Source organism: Thermocrispum sp., from assembly GCF_002919275.1.
Lineage (GTDB): Bacteria > Actinomycetota > Actinomycetes > Mycobacteriales > Pseudonocardiaceae > Thermocrispum > Thermocrispum agreste.
In genome coordinates this window covers 67,300-89,549 of the sequence record NZ_PKFA01000018.1, presented here as the reverse complement: position 1 = coordinate 89,549, position 22,250 = coordinate 67,300, and the positions used below count along the sequence as shown (strand labels likewise).

Annotated in this window: 19 protein-coding genes and 1 tRNA gene; 10 read left to right on the top strand and 10 right to left on the bottom strand. The window is 69.4% G+C overall.

All coding sequences use genetic code 11. The annotated features are described in order from the left end of the window. A partial coding sequence (locus tag CXP56_RS04130) for an EamA family transporter (RefSeq protein WP_286899898.1) occupies positions 1-731 on the bottom strand: 731 nt, incomplete at its 3' end. 71 nt (positions 732-802) lie between these two features. Between CXP56_RS04130 and CXP56_RS04125 the strand changes: the two genes are divergently transcribed. Together CXP56_RS04125 and CXP56_RS04120 are read left to right on the top strand one after the other, a co-directional pair. Beyond that, on the top strand, positions 803-1,717 hold the full coding sequence (locus CXP56_RS04125) for a LysR family transcriptional regulator (RefSeq protein WP_028848500.1): 915 nt from the start codon (positions 803-805) through the stop codon (positions 1,715-1,717). A 47-nt stretch (positions 1,718-1,764) separates the two neighbouring features. Beyond that, positions 1,765-2,742, top strand: coding sequence for a zinc-binding dehydrogenase (locus tag CXP56_RS04120; protein ID WP_028848501.1), 978 nt, complete (start codon positions 1,765-1,767; stop codon positions 2,740-2,742). A 251-nt stretch (positions 2,743-2,993) separates the two neighbouring features. On the opposite strand, the gene leuA is transcribed toward CXP56_RS04120, so the two are convergent. Then, the gene (gene leuA / locus CXP56_RS04115; RefSeq protein ID WP_038045470.1) at positions 2,994-4,781 is read right to left on the bottom strand and encodes a 2-isopropylmalate synthase; all 1,788 of its coding nucleotides are present in this window, start codon (positions 4,779-4,781) and stop codon (positions 2,994-2,996) included. A 259-nt stretch (positions 4,782-5,040) separates the two neighbouring features. Between leuA and CXP56_RS04110 the strand changes: the two genes are divergently transcribed. Then, positions 5,041-5,409: a hypothetical protein gene (locus CXP56_RS04110; protein ID WP_286899894.1), complete on the top strand. Its 369-nt coding sequence runs from the start codon at positions 5,041-5,043 to the stop codon at positions 5,407-5,409. 171 nt (positions 5,410-5,580) lie between these two features. On the opposite strand, the gene CXP56_RS04105 is transcribed toward CXP56_RS04110, so the two are convergent. Next, entirely contained in the window at positions 5,581-6,171 is a 591-nt protein-coding gene (locus CXP56_RS04105) for a nitroreductase family protein (protein ID WP_028848504.1), read from the bottom strand. Continuing rightward, positions 6,168-7,406 (bottom strand): hypothetical protein, encoded by a 1,239-nt coding sequence (locus CXP56_RS04100; protein WP_051310358.1) that lies wholly within the window; start codon positions 7,404-7,406, stop codon positions 6,168-6,170. Before CXP56_RS04100 ends, CXP56_RS04105 begins: the two co-directional genes overlap by 4 nt. Before the next feature lie 159 nt (positions 7,407-7,565). Here CXP56_RS04100 and CXP56_RS04095 point away from each other — a divergent pair, with 159 nt between their 5' ends. The 4 genes from CXP56_RS04095 (at position 7,566) to CXP56_RS04080 (ending at position 11,598) form a co-directional block, all read left to right on the top strand. After that, complete coding sequence (locus tag CXP56_RS04095; RefSeq protein ID WP_286899890.1) at positions 7,566-8,831, top strand: aspartate kinase; 1,266 nt, start codon at positions 7,566-7,568, stop codon at positions 8,829-8,831. Further along, positions 8,831-9,853 (top strand): aspartate-semialdehyde dehydrogenase, encoded by a 1,023-nt coding sequence (locus CXP56_RS04090; protein WP_028848507.1) that lies wholly within the window; start codon positions 8,831-8,833, stop codon positions 9,851-9,853. The genes CXP56_RS04095 and CXP56_RS04090 overlap by 1 nt, the downstream gene beginning before the upstream one ends. Positions 9,854-9,902: 49 nt before the next feature. After that, positions 9,903-10,424, top strand: a complete 522-nt coding sequence (locus CXP56_RS04085) for a GNAT family N-acetyltransferase (protein WP_286899887.1) — start codon at positions 9,903-9,905, stop codon at positions 10,422-10,424. Between the two features lie 310 nt (positions 10,425-10,734). After that, positions 10,735-11,598 carry an SAM-dependent methyltransferase gene (locus CXP56_RS04080; protein WP_286899884.1) on the top strand — a complete coding sequence of 288 codons (864 nt, stop codon included), beginning with the start codon at positions 10,735-10,737 and terminating at the stop codon, positions 11,596-11,598. A 407-nt stretch (positions 11,599-12,005) separates the two neighbouring features. Here CXP56_RS04080 and CXP56_RS04075 read toward each other — a convergent pair whose 3' ends face one another. Continuing rightward, positions 12,006-12,908: a threonine/serine dehydratase gene (locus tag CXP56_RS04075; protein ID WP_038045693.1), complete on the bottom strand. Its 903-nt coding sequence runs from the start codon at positions 12,906-12,908 to the stop codon at positions 12,006-12,008. Positions 12,909-13,863: 955 nt separating this feature from the next. On the opposite strand from CXP56_RS04075, the gene CXP56_RS04070 reads away from it, so the two are divergent. Continuing rightward, complete coding sequence (locus CXP56_RS04070; RefSeq protein ID WP_286899882.1) at positions 13,864-14,424, top strand: hypothetical protein; 561 nt, start codon at positions 13,864-13,866, stop codon at positions 14,422-14,424. A gap of 164 nt (positions 14,425-14,588) precedes the next feature. Here CXP56_RS04070 and CXP56_RS04065 read toward each other — a convergent pair whose 3' ends face one another. Then, on the bottom strand, positions 14,589-15,638 hold the full coding sequence (locus tag CXP56_RS04065) for an alpha/beta hydrolase (RefSeq protein WP_028848512.1): 1,050 nt from the start codon (positions 15,636-15,638) through the stop codon (positions 14,589-14,591). A gap of 166 nt (positions 15,639-15,804) precedes the next feature. Between CXP56_RS04065 and CXP56_RS04060 the strand changes: the two genes are divergently transcribed. Continuing rightward, the gene (locus CXP56_RS04060) at positions 15,805-16,350 is read left to right on the top strand and encodes an NADPH-dependent FMN reductase (protein ID WP_028848513.1); all 546 of its coding nucleotides are present in this window, start codon (positions 15,805-15,807) and stop codon (positions 16,348-16,350) included. Positions 16,351-16,408: 58 nt separating this feature from the next. On the opposite strand, the gene CXP56_RS04055 is transcribed toward CXP56_RS04060, so the two are convergent. The 4 genes from CXP56_RS04055 to CXP56_RS04040 all read right to left on the bottom strand — a co-directional run bounded on the left by CXP56_RS04055 (position 16,409) and on the right by CXP56_RS04040 (position 21,720). Further along, positions 16,409-18,238 carry a S9 family peptidase gene (locus tag CXP56_RS04055; RefSeq protein WP_028848514.1) on the bottom strand — a complete coding sequence of 610 codons (1,830 nt, stop codon included), beginning with the start codon at positions 18,236-18,238 and terminating at the stop codon, positions 16,409-16,411. Positions 18,239-18,365: 127 nt separating this feature from the next. Continuing rightward, positions 18,366-18,439, bottom strand: a tRNA-Pro gene (locus CXP56_RS04050). 5 nt (positions 18,440-18,444) lie between these two features. Next, entirely contained in the window at positions 18,445-19,407 is a 963-nt protein-coding gene (locus tag CXP56_RS04045) for a metallophosphoesterase (protein WP_479267255.1), read from the bottom strand. Between the two features lie 147 nt (positions 19,408-19,554). After that, a complete protein-coding gene (locus CXP56_RS04040; protein ID WP_286899875.1) occupies positions 19,555-21,720 on the bottom strand; it encodes a transglycosylase domain-containing protein in 2,166 nt (721 codons plus the stop codon). 194 nt (positions 21,721-21,914) lie between these two features. Between CXP56_RS04040 and CXP56_RS04035 the strand changes: the two genes are divergently transcribed. Continuing rightward, positions 21,915-22,217 (top strand): WhiB family transcriptional regulator, encoded by a 303-nt coding sequence (locus CXP56_RS04035; RefSeq protein WP_028848517.1) that lies wholly within the window; start codon positions 21,915-21,917, stop codon positions 22,215-22,217. Positions 22,218-22,250: the final 33 nt, after the last annotated feature.

The following is a 22,250-nucleotide window of genomic DNA, read 5'->3' as shown; positions in this document are numbered from 1 at the left end:
GTGGCCGGGTTGCGCCGCATGAGCGCGGTCCAGATGCCCGTGCCGGTGATCGTGGCGGCCAGCACGATGTAGGCCAGCCCGGCCAGCGCCAGCCACCCGGAGGGCGTAGCCACCGTGGTCAGCGCCTGCCATCCGGCGGCCGGGCCTTCGAAGATCACCGACAGCGCATACAACGGCACCGGCGGGACGATGCACATCCACAGCATCACGTGCAGCGGATTGACGTCGGGCCGGCCTTCCAGCGCCTTCCTGCTGCACAAGTTGCCGATCGCCCAGCTCAGCGCGGCGAGCACGGTGAGCAGCACCGGCAGCACGGCCGCGTACTCGGCGCGCCGCCATGCGATGGCGGCCATGCCGCCCACCGCGAGCAGGATCCCGGTGACGGCTCGCCAGGAGAGCTTCTCGCCGAGCAGTAGCCAGCCCAGCAACACCGTGAACGGGGCGGAAGCCTGCAAGACCAGGGAAGCGAGGCCGGTGGGCATACCGGCGTGCATTCCGACGAACAGGAACGCGAACTGCCCGGTGCCGAAGCCGAGTCCGTAGCCGATCAGCCAGCGCAGCGGCACCTGCGGCCGCGGGACGAGCAGCAGCGTCGGCACGGCGATGACGACGAACCGCAACGCGCCCGCGAACAGCGGTGGGAAGTGCTCCAGCGTGGCGTGGATGGCCAGGAAGTTGATGCCCCACAGCACGGCGACCGACGTGGCGAGAAGGCGATCACGGACGGGCATGTCTCCACACTGCGCAGAGATGACCTTGAAGACAAACGAATTGTTCTTTCGCATTTGTGTAGCTTTGCTTCATGGACATTGCCCGGTTGCGCGCGTTGCGCGAGTTCGCCGACCGCGGCAGCATCGCGGCCGCCGCCGCCGCGCTGCACTGCACGCCATCTGCGGTGTCGCAGCAGCTCAAGGCGCTGCAAGCGGAAGTCGGCGTTCCGCTGACCGAGCCGCACGGCCGCGGCTTGCGGCTGACCGACGCGGGCCGGGCCCTCGTGGTGCACGCCGACGAGGTGCTCGGAGCGGTGGCACGGGCGGAGGCCGAGCTGGAGAGCTACCGTGCCGGTCCCCGCGGCAGAGTCCGGCTGGCGATCTTCCCGTCCGCCGCGCTCATGGTGCTTCCCGGCCTGCTGCACCGCGTCGCGCAGGTCGACGGCCTCGAACTCGAGGTGCGTGACGTGGACATGTCGCCGCCGGAAGTGCCCGGCCTGCTCGCCGACTTCGACGTCGTGGTCACTCACCGCGACGAGCACGCCGACCCCTGGCCGACGGATCGCATGGACGTCGAACCCTTGCTCCGGGAACCGCTCGACGTGGTGCTTCCGCCCGGGCACCGGCTGGCGAAGCGGCGGAAGGTCGAACTGAGCGACCTGGCGCACGAGCGGTGGATCTCGGTCGACATCGGCTTTCCGGTCGACGACGTGCTGCGGTCGTTGGCCGTCCGCACCGGTGTCCGTGCCAACATCGTGCACCGGATCAACGACTTCAGGATCACCGAGGCGCTGGTCGCGGCCGGGCATGGCGTGGCACTGCTGCCTCGCTACACGGTCGACACCCGCGGCGGGAAGCGGCTGTTGCGCAAACCACTGGCCGGGACGCGTGCCGCCAGACACATCGACGCGGTGCTGCGCCCCAGCTCCCGCGCCCGTCCCGCGGTGTGCCGCCTCGTCGAGCTGCTGCACGCCGAAGTCGTGGCAGCGGTCAAGGAACCGCGCTGATCAACAAGGGTTGACCTCTACTTATCTTGAAGTTTTAGCGTGGGGGCATGCACGCGATCCGGCAGTACGAATTCGGCCCACCGGCGACCCTGCGCTACGAGGAGGTGCCGGACCCGGCTCCCGCCGAGGGGCAGGTCCGCATCGCCGTCACCGTGGCCGGGGTGCACTTCGTCGACACCCTGATCCGGCGGGGGGACGGCCCGCGACCGCGGCCGGTGTTGCCGATGACACCCGGCAGGGAAGTCGCCGGGGTGATCGACGCGATCGGTGACGGAGTCGACGTCGAGTGGCTGGGGGCGCGCGTCGTGGCCCACCTCGGCATGGCGTCGGGAGGCTACGCCGAGCGCGCGGTGACCAGCGTGGAGTCGGTGCACAGGCTGCCGGATTCGCTCGCCGACGACGTCGCGGTCGCGATGATCGGTACCGGGCGCACGGCCATGGCGATCCTGGCGAATCTGCGGCTCACCGGCGACGACGTCGTGCTGATCACCGGGGCGTCCGGGGGACTGGGTGGCCTGCTGCTGCAGGCGGCCCGCAACGCGGGAGCGCTGACGGTCGGGCTGGTGAGCAGCGAGGCGAAGGCGGAGCGAGCGCGGGATCTCGGCGCGGACGTCGTGCAGGAGTACTCGCGAGCCGGGTGGACGGATCAGCTTCGTACCGCGCTCGGCGAGCGCGAGCCGACCATCGTTCTCGATGGAGTTGGCGGCAAGTACGGCGCCGGCGCCCTCGCACTGCTGGGGCAGGGCGGGCGGCTGCTGGTGTACGGGTGGTCGTCCGGCGAGCCGGTGCCGCTCGACGCCGCGGACCTCATCGACCGGGGGATCACGGTGGCCCCGGCGATCGACCGGCGACTGCTCCAGCGGCCCGGTGGCATGCGGGAGCTGGAGTCGCGGGCGCTGGCGGCGGCCGCCGAAGGTGACCTTCGGCCGGAAGTCAGCACGAAGTTCCCGCTGCACCAGGCCGCCGAGGCGCACGCGGCCGTGGAGTCGAGGGCCACCGTGGGCAAAGTGCTTCTCGTTCCGTGACGGCCGGGGCCGCAGGGGCCGCCCAGGTGAGCGGACGACGGGCGTCGGGCGCTGGATCCCGCCGACGCCAGAAATTCCGGCTGCAGCCGGAATATCCGGGCGAGCCACGGCGTTGCACACGACACACCGGTATTTCGGGGCCGGTGCCGGACACCAGCACCTCAACACCGGGAATCGGGGCCGGTGTGCTGGTCTCCGGGATCGCCGGGGGAGCTGGGCCCGCGCCAGGCGGCCGCGGGCCCAGCAACGTGTCAGCGATATGCCCGGTTGATCGCCGACACCACCGCGCGCAGCGAAGCGTTGACGATCGACGGGTCGATCCCGACACCCCAGTAGATCTTGTCGTCGATGGCGCACTCGATGTAGCAGGCGGCACGAGCGTCGTCGCCTGCCGTCATCGCGTGCTCGGAGTAGTCCAGCAGCCGCACGTCGTACCCGATGGCGGCCAGCGCGTCGAAGAACGCTGCGATCGGACCGTTCCCGGTGCCGGTGATCTGCTGCTCCACACCGTCCACCCGCACGGTCGCCTCGATCGAGTACTCGCCGCTGCCGTTGTCCGTCACGTGCGAGCTGACCAGCTCCAACGGCGCGGTGGCGGTCAGGTACTCGTTGCTGAAGACCTCCCACATGGTCTCCGGGTCGACCTCGCCGCCCTCGCTGTCGGTGAAGTGCTGGATCACCTTGGAGAACTCGATCTGCAGCCGGCGCGGCAGGTCGAGCTGGTGCTCGGTCTTCATGATGTAGGCGACGCCGCCCTTGCCGGACTGCGAGTTCACCCGGATGACCGCCTCGTAGGTGCGGCCGACGTCCTTCGGGTCGATCGGCAGGTACGGCACCTCCCACGGGTGCTCGTCCACCGGCACCCCGGCCTTGGCGGCCGCCTCGTTCAGCGCGGCGAAGCCCTTGTTGATCGCGTCCTGGTGCGAGCCGCTGAACGCGGTGAACACCAGGTCACCGCCCCACGGAGTGCGCTCGTGCACCGGCAGCTGGTTGCAGTACTCCACCGTGCGCTTGATCGCGTCGATGTCGGAGAAGTCGATCTGCGGGTCGATGCCCTGGGAGAACAGGTTCATGCCCAGCGCGACCAGGTCGACGTTGCCGGTGCGCTCGCCGTTGCCGAACAGGCAGCCCTCGATCCGGTCCGCCCCCGCCTGGTAGCCGAGTTCGGCCGCGGCGATGGCGGTGCCCCGGTCGTTGTGCGGGTGCAGCGACAGGATGATCGCGTCGCGCCGCTCCAGGTTCCGGTTCATCCACTCGATGGAGTCGGCGTACACGTTCGGCGTGGCCATCTCCACCGTCGCCGGCAGGTTCACGATGACCGGGTTCTCCGGGGTGGGCTGCCAGATCTCGGTCACCGCGTTGCAGATCTCGGCGGCGTACGACAGCTCCGTTCCGGTGTAGGACTCCGGCGAGTACTGGAACCGCCAGTCGGTGTCCGGGTACTTGTCCGCCAGCTCCAGCACGTACTCCGCGGCCTGCGTGGCGATCTTGGTGATGCCGGGCTGTTCCTCCCGGAACACCACCCGGCGCTGCAGGATCGACGTCGAGTTGTAGATGTGCACGATCGCCTTCTTGGCGCCCTCCAGCGCCTGGAAGGTGCGGTCGATCAGCTCCGGGCGGCACTGGGTCAGCACCTGGATGCGTACGTCGTCCGGTACCAGGTCCTCCTCGATGATCAGCCGGACGAAGTCGAAGTCGGTCTGGCTGGCCGCCGGGAAGCCGACCTCGATCTCCTTGTAGCCCATGCGCACCAGCAGCTCGAAGAACTTGCGCTTGCGCGCCGGCGACATGGGGTCGATCAGGGCCTGGTTGCCGTCGCGCAGGTCGACCGCGCACCACAGCGGCGCACGGGTGATGCGCTTGTCCGGCCAGGTGCGGTCGGGCAGCTGAATGTCCTCCACCAGCCGGTACCACGGCTTGTACCGGTGGTACGGCATCCAGCTGCCGCGCTGCGGGTTCCAGTGCGGCTGGTCGGCGGGAACGGGACGGGACGGGGTGCGAATGGTCGGATACGCGTCAGAACGCGGGGAATTGCTCATGGTGGGGGAATCTCCTGCTTGCTGGGATGGCCGACGACCGGCGCATGGCGAAACTCCGCGACGAGGAGCCGGTCTGGATCAGGCCCCGTCGCGGCAGCGAAGCAGGAGGGCACGCGCCACGTCAGTCACGATAGCGCGGCCGCGGCGGTGCGCAAACACCCACCCGGACATCTCACATGCGCACGGAGATCAATCAATGCGATAAATCCGGCGTCGCGCCCCGTGGCGTTGGTCGGACGAACGTGCCAAACTTCCGGCCATGGGCGAGCACACCGACAAGCCAGCGGCGGAGCAGACCACCGCCAAGCGCGACGTCGACTGGGGCGAGATCAAGGATCGCTTCGTCGGCTTGCTGGCGGGTGTCGTGCGCTGGGTATGCCTGATCTTCGCGCTGATCCTCGTGCTGCACGTGGTGTTCGTGGTGGCCGAGGCCAACCCGGCGAACGGCGTCGTGCAGTTCGTCGACGGCTGGGCGGATCGGCTCACGCTCGGCGTTGGTGACTTGTTCACCCCGGACGACGCGAAGTTGCGCACGCTGATCAACTACGGCATCGCCGCCGTTCTGTGGCTGATCATCTCCAACGTGGGCTCGAAGATCATCCGGCGAGTCGGCGGCGTGCGCGGCTGACCTGCTGCCGGGCGGTGCCTGCCCCGGTCAGTCGGAACGGTCGCGGCCCGGGAAGCCAGAACGGTCACGGCCCCGGGCAGCCGGAACGGTCACGGCATCGGGAAGCCAGAACGGTCACGTGTTCGCCTGACGGCGCGAAGCAGGTGCGTGGTCCGGCGACAGCCGTGCTGCTCAGAAGGCGGGCTTGTTCCAGTCGCGCAACGCGATCTCGCTCAGCGGCAGCCGCTTCCGCGGTGCCCGCTCCCGCTCGATCAGCGATTCGTGACCGAGGATCTCCGGGTCCGTCGGCTTGCCGACGGCGATGGCGACGACCGGCTCGACATCCTCGGGCAGCGCGAACTCCTTGCGGACCGCGTCCGCGTCGAACCCGGCCATCTGGTGTCCGGCGAAGCCTTCGGCGACCGCTTGCAGCACCAGATTCTCGGCAGCCAGCGCCACACCGTAGGTGGCGTAGGGGATCTCACCCTTCTCGTTGCGGGTGACGGCGAGGCCGATCAGCAGCGCGCAGGCACGATGCGCCCACGCCTGGTTCGCCTCGGTCAGCGTGCCCAGAATCCGGTCGAACGTCTCCGAGCCCCGGGCGCCGACCAGGAACCGCGCCGGCTGGGTGTTGCCGTACGAGGGCGCCCAGCGGGCGGCCTCCAGCAGCGCCCGCAGTTGCCGTTCGTCGATCTTCTCGTCGGGGTCGAGCGCACGCGGGCTCCACCGGCGGGCGATCAGCTCGTGCAGTTCCACGCTGCTCTCGGCTGGCTTGTCGGTCATATCGCGTACTCCCACACCAACAACGCATGTGCTCCGAACCACCCGCTGGCGAGCGCGGCCGCGGCGACCACGAGCACTGCGGTCGCCGGGCGTCTCCGCGCCAACGCCACCGCGACCGGGATCAGCAGCGTGAACGCCGGAACGAGCAACCGCGCCTTGGAGTTCATCAAGCCAGCGGACCCGGCGACCATACTGAAGACGGCGAGGCCGTAGATCAACATCGACCACGGCAATCGTTGTGTACAGCACACCACGGCGAGCACGGCAGCGGTCAAAAGTACGAAAACCGTGCCGATGTCGTAAGCCGATCCGGCGGTCGCCAGCGCGTGCAGGGCGTATTTGGCCGTGGAGATTCCGCCGTCGAACGCCGAGCCCCAGCCTTCCGCCTGCAATTCGTTCCACGACAGGATCTGCGTGACGATGTCCGCCCCCGGGGTGATGCGGGCGCCGGCCCACCACAGGAACCCGATCAGCCCGAGCGGAGCGAGAACCGCCGCGCCGATGGCCGCCAGCCGCTCGCCGGTCCGCGCATCGCGCTCACGCACCAGGAAGATCACCACGCTGACGACGACGGCCAGGACCAGCGCCGCGGCGGTGATCCGCACCAGCCCGGCCAGCCCGCACAGCGCCCCGGCGGCCAGCCACTGTCGTCGCAGCAGGAACACCAGGACCCAGCTCGCGCAGGCGCAGAACAGCGCCTCGGAGTAGGTCATCGACAGCACCACGCCCATCGGCGAGGCGGCGAACAACGCCACCAGGATGAGGCCGACGCGGCGGGAGCCGCCTTTGACCAGCGTGCCGATCCGGTAAATGCCGTATGCGGCGACGACGCCACTGATCAGGGTGACGGCGAAGCCCACGGAGTGATACGGCAGGCCGAATCCGTCCGCCAGGGCACCGACGAGTTTCGGATATCCCGGAAAGAACGCCAGCGGAGTGGCGTCACTGCGCTGTCCGTTCGCGTCGACCAGTTGTTCCGGTGCGTTCTGGTAGCCGCCCGCGGCAATGCCGAGGAACCACTGCCCGTCCCAGGAGGTCAGCGCTTGCGTCGTGGTGGCCTCGTGCCTGCTCGCCATCAGTGACAGCACGAGCACGCCGAGCTGTCGAACTCCCAGGTAGACCAGTGCCGGAGCGGTCCACCACAGCAGCGTGCGGCCGGTGGTCCCGTCGGTTCGCTGCGCGTGCCACACCCCGGTGTCGGCCGAATCGCTGGTACGCGTCGCCGCGTCGGTCACGCTGCGTGTCCTCCTGCTCTGGTCGTCATCAACAGTAGTGGTTACTGCCACAAGCAGTCGTTGTCAGTCGCTTCGTGGCCGGTAGGCTGAGCGAAAACAGGGACGGGGGCGTTCGCCTGGCAAGTGGGACGGGCGCCGCCGCGAGGAGGTTCGTGCCCCGTGGCGCTGGTGGTCCAGAAGTACGGTGGGTCGTCGCTGGAGAACGCCGAACGCATCACCAAAGTCGCCGAGCGGATCGTCGAAACCAAGCGGGCAGGCAACGACGTCGTGGTGGTGTGTTCCGCGATGGGCGACACCACCGACGAACTGCTCGATCTGGCCGCGCAGGTGAATCCGAACCCGCCGGAGCGGGAAATGGACATGCTGCTCACCGCGGGTGAGCGCATCTCCAACGCGCTGGTTGCGATGGCGATCAGCAAGCTCGGCGCCCAGGCGTGGTCGTTCACCGGCTCGCAGGCGGGCATCGCCACCACCGCGGCGCACGGCAACGCGCGCATCCTCGAGGTGTCGCCGAAGCGGGTCACCGAGGCGCTCGAGCAGGGCTACATCGCCATCGTCGCCGGCTTCCAGGGCGTCGCCAAGGACACCAAGGACATCACCACGCTGGGCCGCGGCGGTTCGGACATGACGGCGGTGGCGCTGGCCGCCGCGCTGAAGGCCGACGAGTGCGAGATCTACTCCGACGTGGACGGCGTGTACTCCGCCGACCCGCGGATCGTGCCCAACGCGCGCAAGCTGGACAAGGTTCCGTACGAGGAAATGCTCGAGCTGGCCGCGACCGGGTCGAAGATCCTGCATCTGCGGTCGGTGGAGTACGCGCGCCGGTACGGCGTGCCGCTTCGCGTCCGTTCGTCGTACAGCATCAAGCCGGGCACGCTGGTGGCCGGATCGATCGAGGAGATTCCCGTGGAACAGGCGCTGATCACCGGCGTTTCGCACGACAAGTCCGAAGCCAAGATCACCGTCACGGACGTGCCGGACTACAAGGGCGCTGCCGCCCGGATCTTCCGCGCCGTCGCCGACGCCAACATCGACATCGACATGGTGCTGCAGAACGCCTCACGCACCGCTTCCGGTGTCACCGACATCACCTTCACCCTGTCCAAGGACCGCGGCCCGGCGGCGGTCGCCGCGCTGGAGCGCATCAAGGAGGACGTCGGCTTCAGCGGCGTGCTGTACGACGACCACATCGGCAAGGTGTCGCTGGTGGGCGCGGGCATGCGTTCGCACCCGGGCGTCACCGCGACGTTCTGCGAAGCGATCGCCAATGCGGGCGTCAACATCGAAATGATCAACACCTCGGAGATCCGCATCTCGGTGCTGATCAGGGACACCGACGTCGAGGCCGCCGTGCGCGCCGTGCACGATGCGTTCGACCTCGGCGGCGACGAGCCGGCCATCGTCTACGCGGGGAGTGGTCGCTGATGCGCGTGGGAGTCGTGGGTGCCACCGGTCAGGTCGGTGGCGTGATGCGCACGCTGCTGGACGAACGCGGCTACCCGGTCGACGAGATCCGGTTCTTCGCCTCGTCCCGGTCGGCGGGTTCCAAGCTGCCGTGGAAGGGCGCGGAGATCGAGGTCGAGGACGTCGCGACGGCCGATCCGTCCGGGCTGGACGTGGTGTTGTTCTCGGCGGGCAAGGGCGCTTCGAAGGCCTACGCGCCGAAGTTCGCCGAAGCGGGCGCCACGGTGATCGACAACTCGTCGGCGTGGCGGCTGGACCCGGAGGTCCCGCTGATCGTCAGCGAGGTGAACCCGGAGGCGGTCCACGATGCCAAGAAGGGCATCATCGCCAACCCGAACTGCACCACGATGGCCGCGATGCCGGTGCTCAAGCCGCTGCACGAGGAGGCGTCGCTGGTGCGCCTGGTGGCCTCGACCTACCAGGCGGTTTCCGGCAGCGGGCTGGCCGGTGTGGACGAGCTGGCCGAGCAGGTCGCCGCCGCGGGTTCGCGGATCAAGGAGCTGACGCACGACGGGTCGGCGCTTGAGTTCCCCGAGCCGCGCAAGTACGCCAAGACGATCGCGTTCAACGCGCTGCCGATGGCGGGGTCGATCGTCGACGACGGGTCCGGCGAGACCGACGAGGAACAGAAGCTGCGCAACGAAAGCCGCAAGATCCTCGGCATCCCGGAACTGCGGGTGTCCGGCACGTGCGTGCGCGTGCCGGTGTTCACCGGGCACGCGTTGTCGATCAACGCAGAGTTCGAGCGGCCGCTGTCGCCGGAGCGGGCCATCGAGCTGCTGGCGGAGGCGCCTGGAGTGCAGCTCACCGACATCCCCACCCCGTTGGAGGCGGCAGGTAAGGATCCCAGCTACGTGGGCCGGATCCGGGCGGACGCCGGCGTGGACGGCGGTCGTGGGCTGGTGTTGTTCGTCGCCGCCGACAACCTGCGCAAAGGCGCGGCATTGAACGCGGTCCAGATCGCCGAGCTGCTGGTCAAGTAGCGCGCGATATTCGGTTGCTCGTACGGCGCGCCGGCGGGAGAGTGACGGCGTGATCGTTCGCCGGGAAACTCCTGCCGACGTCGCGGCGGTCCGCGCCGTGCACTCGGTGGCCTTTCCTGCTCCGCGCCCCGGGGAGCTGCCTGTCGAAGTGGGTTTGCTCGACGCGCTGCGGGCCAGTGACGCCTGGGTGCCTGCTCTTTCGCTTGTCGCGTGTCCGTCCAGCGGCGACGGCGTGGTGGGGCACGTCGTCGCCACCAAGGCGACCGTGGCGGGGCGAACAGCTCTCGGGCTCGGCCCGATCGGAGTGGTGCCCGATTGGCAGCGGCAAGGGGTGGGCAGCGCCCTGATGCACGCCGTGCTCGCGGCCGCGGACGCCCTGGAGTATCCGCTGGTCGTCTTGCTCGGCAATCCCCGCTTCTACCGGCGTTTCGGATTCCGGCCTGCTGCCGAGCTGGGTGTCCGCCCGCCCGACCCGAGCTGGCGGGAAGCATTCCAGGCGCGGCCGCTGGCCGCATACACCGACGACTTGCGGGGCGAATTCTGCTACGCCGCGCCGTTCAACGATCTGTAGCGCGATCCGCGCCCATCACCCGGCCTTTCTGGTTCTTTCGGTGCCGGGCTTCTGCGTTGCCGAGAGCGGCGGCCGCTTGTTCTCCATGCCGTGACGCGACTGCCGGGGTCGCGACGGAAGCGCGACTTGGGCGCCTGGACTGTGCCGGAAAAGGTGCCGGTATCCGGATTCAGCTCGCTCACGGCGCGTGATGGCGGGCGCGGTCGGCTGATTTGGCGACGATCTTTGCGTTCGGACTGGAAATCACCACGGTCAGGTGCGATAGAGTCGCCGTCGGTAATCACCGGGTTGAAAGGTGGATGGCTGCGCTATGACAGCGGACGAGCGGGTCGACGTGGAGATTCCCCTGGACCGGCCGACGCCCGCGCGGGCGTACGACTGGCTGCTCGGCGGCAAGGAGAACTACGCCGTCGATCGCGAGTTCATGACCGAGAACCTGAAGAGGTTCCCGCAAGTGCTGGACAGCGCCCGGCAGAACCGCCTGTTCCTCTACCGCGTGGTGCGTTACCTGGTGCGGGACGCGGGCATCGACCAGTTCATCGACCTCGGCTGCGGGCTGCCGACCAACAACAACGTGCACCAGGTCGCCCAGCAGTTCAATCCGAACGTCAAGGTCGTCTACGTCGACATCGACCCGATCGTGCTTGCCCACGGCCGCGCGCTGCTCGCCGAGGACGACAGCACCGCGGTGATCACGGCCGACTTCCGGGACCCGTCGGTGGTCCTGGAGCACCCGGACACCAAGCGCCTGATCGATTTCTCACGGCCGGTGGCCATGCTGTTCTTGTCGGTGGTGCACTTCCTCGGTGACGACGACGAGGTCGGCAAGGGCCCGAGGCACGCGCTGCGGTACATCATCGACGAGGTCGCGCCGTCCGGCAGCTATCTGACGCTGTCCCACCTCGTCGTCACCGACCCGGTCAAGCGGCAGATGATCAGGGAGATCGGCAGCAAGGCGGGCATGAACGTGCAGGTCCGCTCGCCGGAGGAGGTCGACGCCCTGCTGGACGGCCTCGAGCCGGTCGAGCCGGGGCTGGTGAACATCGACGACTGGCGCCCGGACCCCGATCAGCCGCCGCTGAACCCGGTCCCGCCGGAGCTGCGCATCTACGAGGGCATGAGCGCGAAGAACCCCGAGATGTTCGAGTACGGCGGCGTGCTGCGCAAGCCGTGACGTCGATGGGCGGATGACCCGGTGATGCCGGCCCCGAGGGCCCAGGCCGCGGCACTGCCAGCCCGGACCGTGGTCCTCGGGCGCGAGCGTCCGGCCGGCGGGCCGTCGTCTGTTGGGCCGGGTGCGTGTTGCCGTTGGGCTGGGCTGTCTGCCTGTGACGGTGTTCGGCTCTGTGGTTGAGCGGTCGTTCTTTCGGGTCGGCTTGTGCTGTCCGGCCGGGGGGCGTGTTGCCATTGGGCTGGGCTGTCTGCCTGCGGCGGTGTTCAGCTCTGTGGCTGAGCGGTCGTTCTCTGCTCGGCATGTGCCCCCGGCCGGGCATGTCCCCTCGGGCCGTCGCCTCCTCGGCAGGGCCACGCCCACCGGGCCGGGTGGTGCTTGTCCCCGGCCGGGCCAGTGCGTGACAGCCGTCAGCCCGGTGTCCACACCGTGTTGGCGCCGCAGAGGATCACGCACGGCCGTTCCCCCGGAACCTCCCCGGTCAGCAGGGCCGCGAACGCGACCGCGGCGGCTGGCTCCACGGCGAGCCGGAACTCCTCCCACAGCCGGTCACGCGCGGCCACGATCTGGTCCTCGGACACCAGCAGCGACTGCGCCTTGGCGTCCGTCAGCAGCTGGAAAGCGATGGTGCCGATGCGGTTCGCGCCCAGGCCGGACGCGGCGATGGACTCGACCGGGGCGTCGACCGGCTCGCCCGCCTGGAGCGCGGCGTTGAAGCAGCAGCACCCCTCCGGCTCGGCAGCCACGACGTGCCGCCCCTCGGCGGCGAGCACGACGCCCGAGGCGAGACCGCCCCCGCCGACCGCGACGACGATCGTGTCGACATCCGGTGCGTCCGCGACGATCTCCGCGGTGACCGTGCCCTGGCCGGCGATGACATCAGGGTCGTCGTAGGGATGCACATAACGGACGCCCGGTTCGCTGCCCTCTTCCAGCGCGGCCGCGAGCACGTCGGCCATCTCGGCGTGGCGAACCAGTTTCGCACCGGCTGCGGCCATCCGTTCCGCCTTCTGCGGCGGCACGAAATCCGGCATGTGCACGGTCACCGGCACACCCACCGAGGCCGCGGCGGTGGCCACGGCCAACCCGTGATTGCCGCCCGAGGCCGTGACCACGCGCTCCGGCAGGGGCCTGCTCACCAGCGCGTTGGTGGCGCCACGCAGTTTGAACGACCCGGTGCGCTGCAGGTGCTCGAGCTTGAACACCACCGGTTTCCCGTCCACCTCGGTGGCGAAGACCGGGGTGCGGCGGACGTAAAGCCGAATACGCCCGGCCGCGGCGACGACGTCGTCGTAAGTCGGAAGAGCAGTCACGCGGTCCAGTCTGCCGAAGTTTGCCGTGGGCGCGCTGGCGATCTGCTCCTGGCGGAACGATCTTTCCCGGGAACGCGGATCGCCACGAAACGGGGCCGCATCTTGCTCCAATCGCGTCATCGCGGTCCGGAGCCCGCTGCGGGGTCTGGTGGCTTGCGGGAAAGGGGGATGGGCTCGTGCTGTCGGTTGTCTGGCTGCGCCTGATGACCAAGGGCGGCGAGTGCGTGGGGCGGACGTGATGCATGGGAGGGGAGCGGGTTCGAGATACCGGTTGCCTGTCTACGCCTGATGACGGGACGGGGGAGGTCACGTGGAAGCGGTGAGCGAGGCGGAGCGGGTCGTACTGACGGTTGCCGAGTCACGGGTGGCGAGAGTACGGGTGGACGCGGGCTTGGGAGGTGGGCTTGCGACGGGCGCACCGGCTTTGCCCCGTGGCACGGAACAGGCGGGCACAGGGCGGCCGTGGAGATCGACGTGGCGCGACGCTGGTGCCGCTGGTCCGTCTGGCGCAGCGGGCGGGCCCCCACGCTCGTCGAAGCAAGCAGCGTCCGGCTGGTGGTCCCGGCTGCTTTGGCGATCTCCTGGATGGACCACTCGGCACGAGCGGGGTGCCGGGCCGATGTGCTGCCCCCGCCAAGCGGTGATTCGTCCCGGTACACACCGCCGCTAACCCTGCGGGGGGAACGTGATCGGTCGTTCCCCCGAACTACCGCAATTCAGGTGACTGGGCCCGCCTCGAACGGGTCTGGCGTCCGGTTCTAGCTGCGGAGCGTTGCAGAGAAGTCACACCGATGGTGCAGTCGATCACAACATTCGGTGATCTCGGTGTGTCGCTCTGGAGGCGTGTCATCGGCCCTGCCCTCAGCCGGTGGGATGACAACCGGTAGTGCGTTACCTGCCGGGGGAGTACGGGTGGAGGCGGGAAGTCGCGAGGGGCTGACAAGGGAGTGCACACATGAAAACCACCGTGTCCCGCGTGGTCACCGCACTGTTCACCAGTGCGGCGCTGGTAGCCGGCGGCATCGGCATGGCGACCGCTGTGCCGGTCGACCGTGAGCACGCATCCGTCATCACATCCACCGCCGACGACGTGCAGTACCTGCACGATCAGCTGGCGCAGGCGGTCGAGGACGACGACGTCGAAGCCGTCGACGGAGTCCTCGGCCAGATCGACCGAACGATGCAGGTCATCCTCACGGCCGAGCAGTACGAGCGTGCTGCAGCGGTTCGCGCCGATGCGGAAAAGGCGCGGGATCTCGGCACGCGACTGCAAGCCAAGCTCACCCAAGCACGCGGTGACGACCCGCTGGCCACACTGAACGGCTTGATTCAGACGCTGTTGGCCACGCTGTCCGCGCTCGTCGACAACCTGCTTGGCGGTGGCACGCCTGGCGTGCCGGACGTGCCAGGGGTGCCTGGCGTGCCTGGCGTGCCGGACGTGCCCGAGGTGCCGGAGACCCCGGACCTGCCCGAGGTACCGGAAGCTCCGGGACTGCCACCGGCGCCGCTGCCCTGACCTGCGGGGCGAGGCCGTCACCGACCACCTCGGTGGGGGGAGAGGAACCCGGTGCCTGGGAGTCGGCACCGGGTTCCGTCATGTCCGGCGGATGTCGCGCCAGGCAACAAGGCCCGGCAACGCCGCTCACCCAAGGCAGGCGCCGGGCGAGCTTCCCGCTCCCGTCAGCGGGCGTAGGCCAGCCCGGCCCGCAGTGCCGCGGCGATTTCCAGGGTGGCCTCCCGGAACCGCCCGCCGAGCGGCGCGAAGTTGATGAACCCGTGGATCATGTCCCGCTGGCACTGGTAGGACACCGAGACGCCCGCTTCCTCCAGCGCCTTGGCGTAGGCGTGGCCGTTGTCGCGCAGCGGGTCGAAGCCGGCGGTGACCAGATAAGCCGGTGGCAGGCCGGACAGGTCGCCGGCGAGCAGCGGGGAGATCCGCGGGTCGCTGCGGTCGTCGTCCGGGCTCAGATAGTGCCCCTCGAACCAGTTCATGTCCGCGTCGGTGAGGAAGAAGCCCTCCGCGAACAGCTGCCGCGACCGCCGCTTGGTGACGAAGTCCACCTCGGGATAGACGAGCAGCTGGAACACGGGGGCCGGACCACCGCGCTGCGCGCATTGCAGCGCGGTGACCGCGGCCAGGTTGCCGCCCGCGCTGTCGCCGCCCACGGCGATCCGCTGCTGATCCACCCCGAGCTCGTCGGCGTGCTTGTGTGCGTAGTCGAACGCCGCCAGCGCGTCGTCGACAGCGGCGGGGAAGCGGTGCTCGGGCGCCAGCCGGTACTCCACCGACAGCACCCGGACACCGGAGTGCTCGGCCAGGAACCTCGCGGCGTAGTCATGCGTCCGCACGCTGCCGAGTACCCAGCCTCCGCCGTGGAAGTAGACCAGCAGCGGGCCGGGCTCGGCATAGTCGCGCGGCGTGTAGAGCCTGGCGGGAAGCTCGCCGTCCGGCGTGGACATCCGCAGGTCGCGGGAGGTGACGTCGAGCGGAGGGGACGGCAGCAGGTCGACGTTGATCTCCATCCCGGCGCGGGACTCCGCCACGCTGTTCGAGGTCAGGTTGATACCGCTTGCGGCCGTCAGCTTCACCAGCAGTTGCGCATCCAGGGCGAGGGTCTGGCCGTCCCGTGTCACCGGCTTGCCCGCGATCAGGCGCTTGAGCATTGCCGGGAGCCGGAACACTCCGCGCATGGCTGCCGCTTGCACCGGCAGGGGGATTTTGGCGGCCAGATTCGTCATGGTGGACCTCCTTCGCTGGACGACGGATGCCGGGAGTCTTGCACGACGTGCATGGCAACGGTGTGTGATAACCGGACAACCGAGCGTTGGGCCGGTTGGCGCGACGCGCGACACGTCGGCTGGACCTCGAGTGCACTGGAAGTCGTAGGGTGCGGGTATGAAGGTGGTCGGGATCGGCGGGTCGCTACGGCCGGGCTCGCAGAGTGAGTACGCGGTACGGGTCGCGCTGCGCGGGGCCGAGGAAGCCGGCGCGCGCACGACCTTGATCGCCGGCGATCAGTTGCAGCTGCCGTTCTACGACGCCGCGATCGCGGAACGCACGGCGTCAGCGCGCCGGCTGGTGGAGGCGGTCCGGGAAGCGGATGGGCTGATCGTCGGTTCGCCCGGCTATCACGGCGGACCGTCCGGGCTGATCAAGAACGCCCTCGACTACCTGGAAGACCTGCGTGACGACGAGCGGCCGTATCTCGCCGGACGGGCGGTCGGGCTGATCGCCGTCGCCGCCGGGTGGCAGGCGGCCGTGGGCACCTTGAACCACCTGCGCACCGCGGTGCACGCGCTGCGCGGCTGGCCGACTCCGCTGGGCGGAGCCATCAACTCGCGCGAGACGAAGTTCGACGAGACGGGCGCGTGCAACGACAGCGCGGTCTACGACAAGCTGCGGCTCATCGGGCGGCAGGTGGCCACTTTCCAGCCGGCCTGAGCAACCGTCGGCTCGGTGAAGTGACCAGCGCGCCGGTTCCGGAGCGGGACGGTGACCGTCAGGCCCGTCCCAGCTTGCGCAGCGCGAACGACACCTCGACGGCGGTCTGCTTGATCACCTCGGCCACCACCAGCGACCCGTGCCCGGCGTCGTAGCGGTAGAACGCGAAGTCCGCCCCGCGCTCGGCCAACCGGTCCACGTAGTTCTCGATCTGCCGGATCGGGCAGCGCGGGTCGTTGTCGCCGGCCAGGATCAGCACCGGCGCCCGCACCGCGTCGACGTAGGTGATCGGCGAGCACTCCCGGTACAGATCCGGCAGCTCGTCCGGTGAACCGCCGAACAGCGACCGGTCGAATGCCCGCAGCGGTTCCATCTCGTCGGCGTAGGCCGTCACGTAGTCGGCCACCGGCACCCCGGCGATGCCGACCGCCCAGCGCTCCGGCTGCACGCCGAGCGCCAGCAAGGTGAGGTAACCACCCCAGGAGGCGCCGGTGACCACGCAGCGCTGCGGATCGGCCAGCCCGCTGGCCACGGCCCAGTCGTGCACCGCGGCGATGTCCTCCAGCTCGGTCAGGCCCGGGCGGCCCTCGATGGCGTCACGCCACTGCGAGCCGTACCCGTCGGAGCCGCGGTAGTTGACCTCGACGACCGCGAACCCGGCGTCGACCCACACCGCACGGTAGGCGGAGAACCGGTCCGTGTCGGCGGCGTGTGGCCCGCCGTGGATGGAGAAGACGGTGGGCAGCGGCCCGGACGCGCCCTCCGGACGGGCCACGAGGGCATGAATCGTCCCCCCTGGGCCTTCCACGAACGCGTCGGCCACCGGAACCGACCCCGGCGCCCGCGGTCCCGGCGGGGCCAGCAGCACCTCGTCCGTTCCGTCCGGCAGCCTGCGGCGGATCACCGACGGATGAGCCGCCGACGACCACGAGTACTCGATGCTGCCGTCCGGGCGCACACCGGCGCTGCCGATCACCCCCGACGGCGTGTCGAGCGCGGTGAGCTCCCCGGTGTCGAGCCGCAGCGTGTGCAGCGTGCTGCGCGCGTGGTAGTGGTGCAACACCAGCAGTGCCTTGCCGTCCGGGTACCACGTGCCGGTGATCTCGCCCGGCAGGTCGATGGCGAGCTCGGTCTGCTCGCCGGTGGCGACGTCCCAGATCAGCAGCTCCTCGTGGCCACGACGCTCGTGCTGCACCAGCAGGCGCTGATCACCCGGCACCGGCGAGAACTCCAGCGCCTCCAGGCCACGCCCTTCTCCGTCCCACAGCTCGCCCACGGCGCGATCGCCGTCGTCCAGCGCCAGCACGCGGATCGCCGGATGACGCGAGTCCCCGTGCTCGGAGTGGGAGATCGCCAGCAGCTTCTCGTCCCTGGACAGCGCCGAGACGCCCGCGTCGTGCTCGCTGGCGTACACCCGGCGGGTCGCGCCGCCGGAGTGCACGAACAGCTCGCTGCCGTCGTCGGTGGACACCCCGACCGCGGCCAGCCGATGCCCGATCACCAGGCCCGCGGGATATCCGGGGCGGACATCGGCCACGGCCACCTCCGCCGATCCCGGTCCCGCGGTGAACGGCTGGCGCATCCACCGGCCGAACTCGTCGCCGTCGGTGTCGTCGAACCACCAGATGGCCGAGCCGTCCGGAGCGATGTCGGCGTGCATGGTGCCGTTGGGCCGCTCGGTCACCTTCCGGTGATCACCGCTGTCCCGGTCCCACGCGTACACCTCCCACACGCCGCTGGCGTTGGAGACGTAGAAGTTGGCCGACGGAGCGTCCAGCGCCCAGTCCGGCGCGGACATCCGGGGCGCGGTGAACCGGGCCCGCCACCGAGACTCCGCCGCGTCGTCGTCGAACAGCCGATCCGGGATGTGTGGCGTGGGGTACTGCACGCCTTGATCGTTGCACGTGCTTTCCAGCGGGTGCCGGGCGGCCTGAACCAGGCTCCCGCTCACCGGAAAGTGCCCGGAAACGACGAAACGGCCCGCGATCTCTCGCGGACCGTTTCGTCTGGTCCCGTCGGGGTGGCGGGATTTGAACCCACGACCTCCTCGACCCGAACGAGGCACGCTACCAAGCTGCGCCACACCCCGGTTGGCTAACGGGCCAAGACAGAGTTTAACGGACCCCTCCGCCAGGCTTTGAACCGGGACTCCCGCTTTGCGCGCTGCGGCTTCCAGTCGCGCGGCACCAAGGTCAGCAAACTGGCCTCCGGCGGGCACGCGAACCGCACCGGCGCGTACGGCGAAGTCCCCAGACCAGCGGAAACGTGCAGCCACATGTCTGCGCCCCAGCGGCTGGCGCCCCGCGCGCGAGAGCGATCGAGATCACAGTTGGTCACCAGCGCGCCGATGCCAGGCACCCGCAGCTGCCCGCCGTGCGTGTGACCGGCCAGCACCAGGTCGTAGCCGTCCGCGGCGAAGGCGTCGAGAATCCGCGGCTCAGGCGAATGCGTGACGCCGATCCGGACCACCGCGGCCGCGTCCGCGCGCCCGGCGATGGTGCTGTAGCGGTCGTACTGCATGTGCGGGTCATCCACACCCGCGGCGAACAACGACTGCCCGGCCACCTGCAGCGGCACGCGCTGGTGCGTCAGGTCGTGCCAGCCGTGCTCGATGAACGCCGCACGCAGGTCCTGCCACGGCAACTCGGGACCGTGCACGAGCTTCTTCCGGCCGCGCGGCATCAGGTAGCGGGCTGGGTTCTTCGGCTTGGGCGCGAAGTAGTCGTTGCTGCCGAAGACGAACATGCCCGGCACGTTGAGCAGCGGCCCGAAAGCCCGCAGCACGGCGGGCACCGCCGCCGGGTGGGCGAGATTGTCACCGGTGTTGACCACCAGGTCCGGAGCCAGCGCGGCCAGCGAGGCCACCCAGCGTTGCTTGGCATGCTGCCAAGGGAGCATGTGCAGGTCGGAGATGTGCAGCACGCGCAGCGGCTGGGACCCCGGCGCCAGCACCGGCAGGTGCGCGGTGCGCAACGTGTACAGCTGCCGTTCGATGGCCGTCGCGTAGGTCAGGCCGGCGGCGCCTACCGCGGCCACCGCTCCCACTGCTGCTCGCAGCCTGCTGTTCACCACGCACCGAGCATACGTCGGACACCTTCTGCGGGCGGTGTGGGAAGTACGTCGGATCACGCCGACGCCGGGACGGCCACGGGCCCAAAGCCACCCGACTCGGTGATCGTCGCTCCGTCGCTGCGAAGCGGGCCGTCAGTTGGCGTGCAGGTACTTCTCGGGCGCCTTGGGGACGCTCTTCTTCGGCAACCCCTCGTGGATCGGCTTCATCGCGTTGAACCACGTCTGAGCCGGGATGACGCCACCGAACATGTTCCCGGAGCCGCAGCGGTAGGCGCCCATCGAACCGCCCACGCACAGCGGCTGCGCGTTGCCGTCCGGCTGGAAGATCATCGCCGCCCCGGCGTAGAACGGCGTGGCACCCACGAACGTCGACGCGGTGTGGTTCTGCGCGGTACCGGTCTTGCCGATCATCGGGCGGTCCCAGCCCGCCTTCCTGGCCGCGCCCGCCGCGGTGCCCGACACGTGGTCCTTGCTCAGCGCATCGGCCAGCGCGTGCGCCAGGTCCTTGGAGATGACCTGCTCGCACTTCGGCTCCTTGAGCTTGACCGGCTTGCCGTTGCGGTCGCGCACCTCGAGGATCGGCGTCGGCGGGCACCAGCGGCCGTCGCTGATGATGGTCGCCCCCACGTTGGCCAGCTCCAGGCCGCTCAGCGGGGCGGGGCCCAGGGTGAACGACCCCTTGCCCGGCGAGTTCTCCGACGGGCCGAAGTGCTTCCGCAGGTCCTCGGACACCAGCGGGTCGTTCGACGACGGGTCCGGCTTCTTGCCCTGCATGTTGCTGCTCATCGTCTTGCGCATGCCCAGCCGGTAGGCCATGTCGACGATGGGCTTCATGCCGGTGCGCTCTTCCAGGATGACGAACGTGGTGTTGGGCGAGTTCGCCAGCGCCTGCTGCAGCGTCGGGTTGCCGCCCGGGGTGCCCGCGTAGTTCTGCACGCAGTAGGGCACGACGCCGTCCGGTCGCTGGCCGCACCGCGGGTTGCCGCCGCCGAAAACCTTCGACGTGTAATGGCCGGGCGCCGGCACCCGGTCGAGGATGCCGACCACGCCCTTCTCCAGCGCGGCCGCCGCGGTGAAGATCTTGTACGACGACCCGGCACCCTGCATGTTGTAGACGCCGGCGGGCAGGGCCAGGAACGTCTCGTTCCGCTCCTTGTCGCCGCCGTAGTCCCGGTTCGCGGCAAGTGCGATCACTTCGTGCCGCTTCTTGCCCGGCTTGACCAAGGACAACGTCAGAGCGACGTCGTCGTTCTCCTTGGGCACCTGCTCCTCGGTGGCCTTCGCCGCCGCCTTGTTCGCCTTGCGGTCCAGCGTGGTGCGGATGGTGTAGCCGCCGCTGTAGAGCTCGTCCCGGTCCATGCCGAGCTCGTTGACCAGGTAGTCCTCGACGTACTGGCAGAAGAACCCGTCGGTGGCACCCGCGCCGACGCAGTTGGCGGGCGGCTTCTTCGGGCCGCCCGGCACCACGCCGAGCCCCTGCTTCTTGTACCGCTCGGCGTCCTCCTTCGACAGCTTGCGGTTGCGCACCATCATGTCCAGCACCAGGTTGCGGCGCTTCTTGGCCGCCTCCGGGTGGTTCCACGGGTCCAGCGCCGCCGGGTTGTTCACCATGCCGGCCAGCAGCGCCGCCTGCGCCGGGTCCAGCTCCTTGGCGGTGGTGTTGAAGTACGCCTTGGCCGCCGCGCCGACACCGAAGATGCGCCGGGAGAACTCCACCACGTTCAGGTACCCGGTGAGGATCTCCTCCTTGGTCATCTTCGACTCGAGGTTGATGGCGATCCTGGCTTCCTTGAGCTTGCGCGCGATGGACTGCTCTTGCGCCTTCTGCCTGCCGATGCGGTGCTTCGGGTCGTTGTCGTTCCAGTAGACGACGTTGATCAGGTAGTTCTTGACGTACTGCTGGGTCAGCGTCGAGGCACCCTGGGTCTGGCCGCCCGAGGTGTTGGAGATGGCGGCCCGCACGGTGCCCTTCCAGTCGACGCCGTTGTGCTCGTAGAACCGGCGGTCCTCGACCGAGATGATCGCCCACTTCATGGCGTCGGAGATCTCGTCCGGACCGGTCGGGATGCGGTACTGGTTGTACAGCGTGGCGATCGGCCTGCCGTCCCGGTCGGTGATCGTGGTGACCAGCGGCGGCGCCTCGTTGGCCAGCTCGGTCGAGGTGTTCTCCACCGTCGCGCTGGCCTGGTTGGACAGCAAGCCCGCCCCGCCGACGACCGGGAACAGCAGGCCGGCCACCAGCACGCCGGCCAGCAGACACAGTCCGAGGAGCTTGAGGATTCCGTCCGTCCTACGCACGTTTCGATGCTACGTGCTACCGGTGTAAGGGGCGCGTCACGCCGCCGGGTCACCCCTGCCGGTCACGATTTGACCAAACCCGGCTCGCCAAGGGGAACCGATACCCTCTACAGTCCGTCAAGGTCTCACGTTGGCACAGGGGAGTGCCGTGGGTGGAGTGTGAGAACCGTGACCAGAGAGGGAGCTGGGGGACAATGAGCATGACGCAACCGGATTGGCGTGTGCACGCGGCTTGCCGTGACACCGATCCGGACGGCTTGTTCGTCCGAGGCGCCGAGCAGAACCGGGCCAAGCTGATCTGCATGGGTTGCCCGGTGCGCACGGAGTGCCTTGCCGAGGCCCTGGACAACCGGATCAGCTTCGGCGTCTGGGGGGGAATGACCGAGCGGGAGCGGCGTGCGCTGCTGCGGCGCCGTCCCGACGTCGAGTCGTGGGCGGATCTGCTGGACGCGGCACGCCGGGAGCACCAGGAGGAACAGCTGACCCGGGCGGGCTGAGCGCTCCGCCGCCCGTCAGCCGTGCGGCGGCGT

Excerpts from the sequence above, each read along its gene's own strand:
- CXP56_RS04125 (WP_028848500.1), top strand. The coding sequence starts at position 803 with ATGGACATTGCCCGGTTGCGCGCGTTGCGCGAGTTCGCCGACCGCGGC.
- CXP56_RS04120 (WP_028848501.1), top strand. The coding sequence starts at position 1,765 with ATGCACGCGATCCGGCAGTACGAATTCGGCCCACCGGCGACCCTGCGC.
- leuA (WP_038045470.1), bottom strand. The coding sequence starts at position 4,781 with ATGAGCAATTCCCCGCGTTCTGACGCGTATCCGACCATTCGCACCCCG.
- CXP56_RS04110 (WP_286899894.1), top strand. The coding sequence starts at position 5,041 with ATGGGCGAGCACACCGACAAGCCAGCGGCGGAGCAGACCACCGCCAAG.
- CXP56_RS04105 (WP_028848504.1), bottom strand. The coding sequence starts at position 6,171 with ATGACCGACAAGCCAGCCGAGAGCAGCGTGGAACTGCACGAGCTGATC.
- CXP56_RS04090 (WP_028848507.1), top strand. The coding sequence starts at position 8,831 with ATGCGCGTGGGAGTCGTGGGTGCCACCGGTCAGGTCGGTGGCGTGATG.
- CXP56_RS04080 (WP_286899884.1), top strand. The coding sequence starts at position 10,735 with ATGACAGCGGACGAGCGGGTCGACGTGGAGATTCCCCTGGACCGGCCG.
- CXP56_RS04070 (WP_286899882.1), top strand. The coding sequence starts at position 13,864 with ATGAAAACCACCGTGTCCCGCGTGGTCACCGCACTGTTCACCAGTGCG.
- CXP56_RS04060 (WP_028848513.1), top strand. The coding sequence starts at position 15,805 with ATGAAGGTGGTCGGGATCGGCGGGTCGCTACGGCCGGGCTCGCAGAGT.
- CXP56_RS04035 (WP_028848517.1), top strand. The coding sequence starts at position 21,915 with ATGAGCATGACGCAACCGGATTGGCGTGTGCACGCGGCTTGCCGTGAC.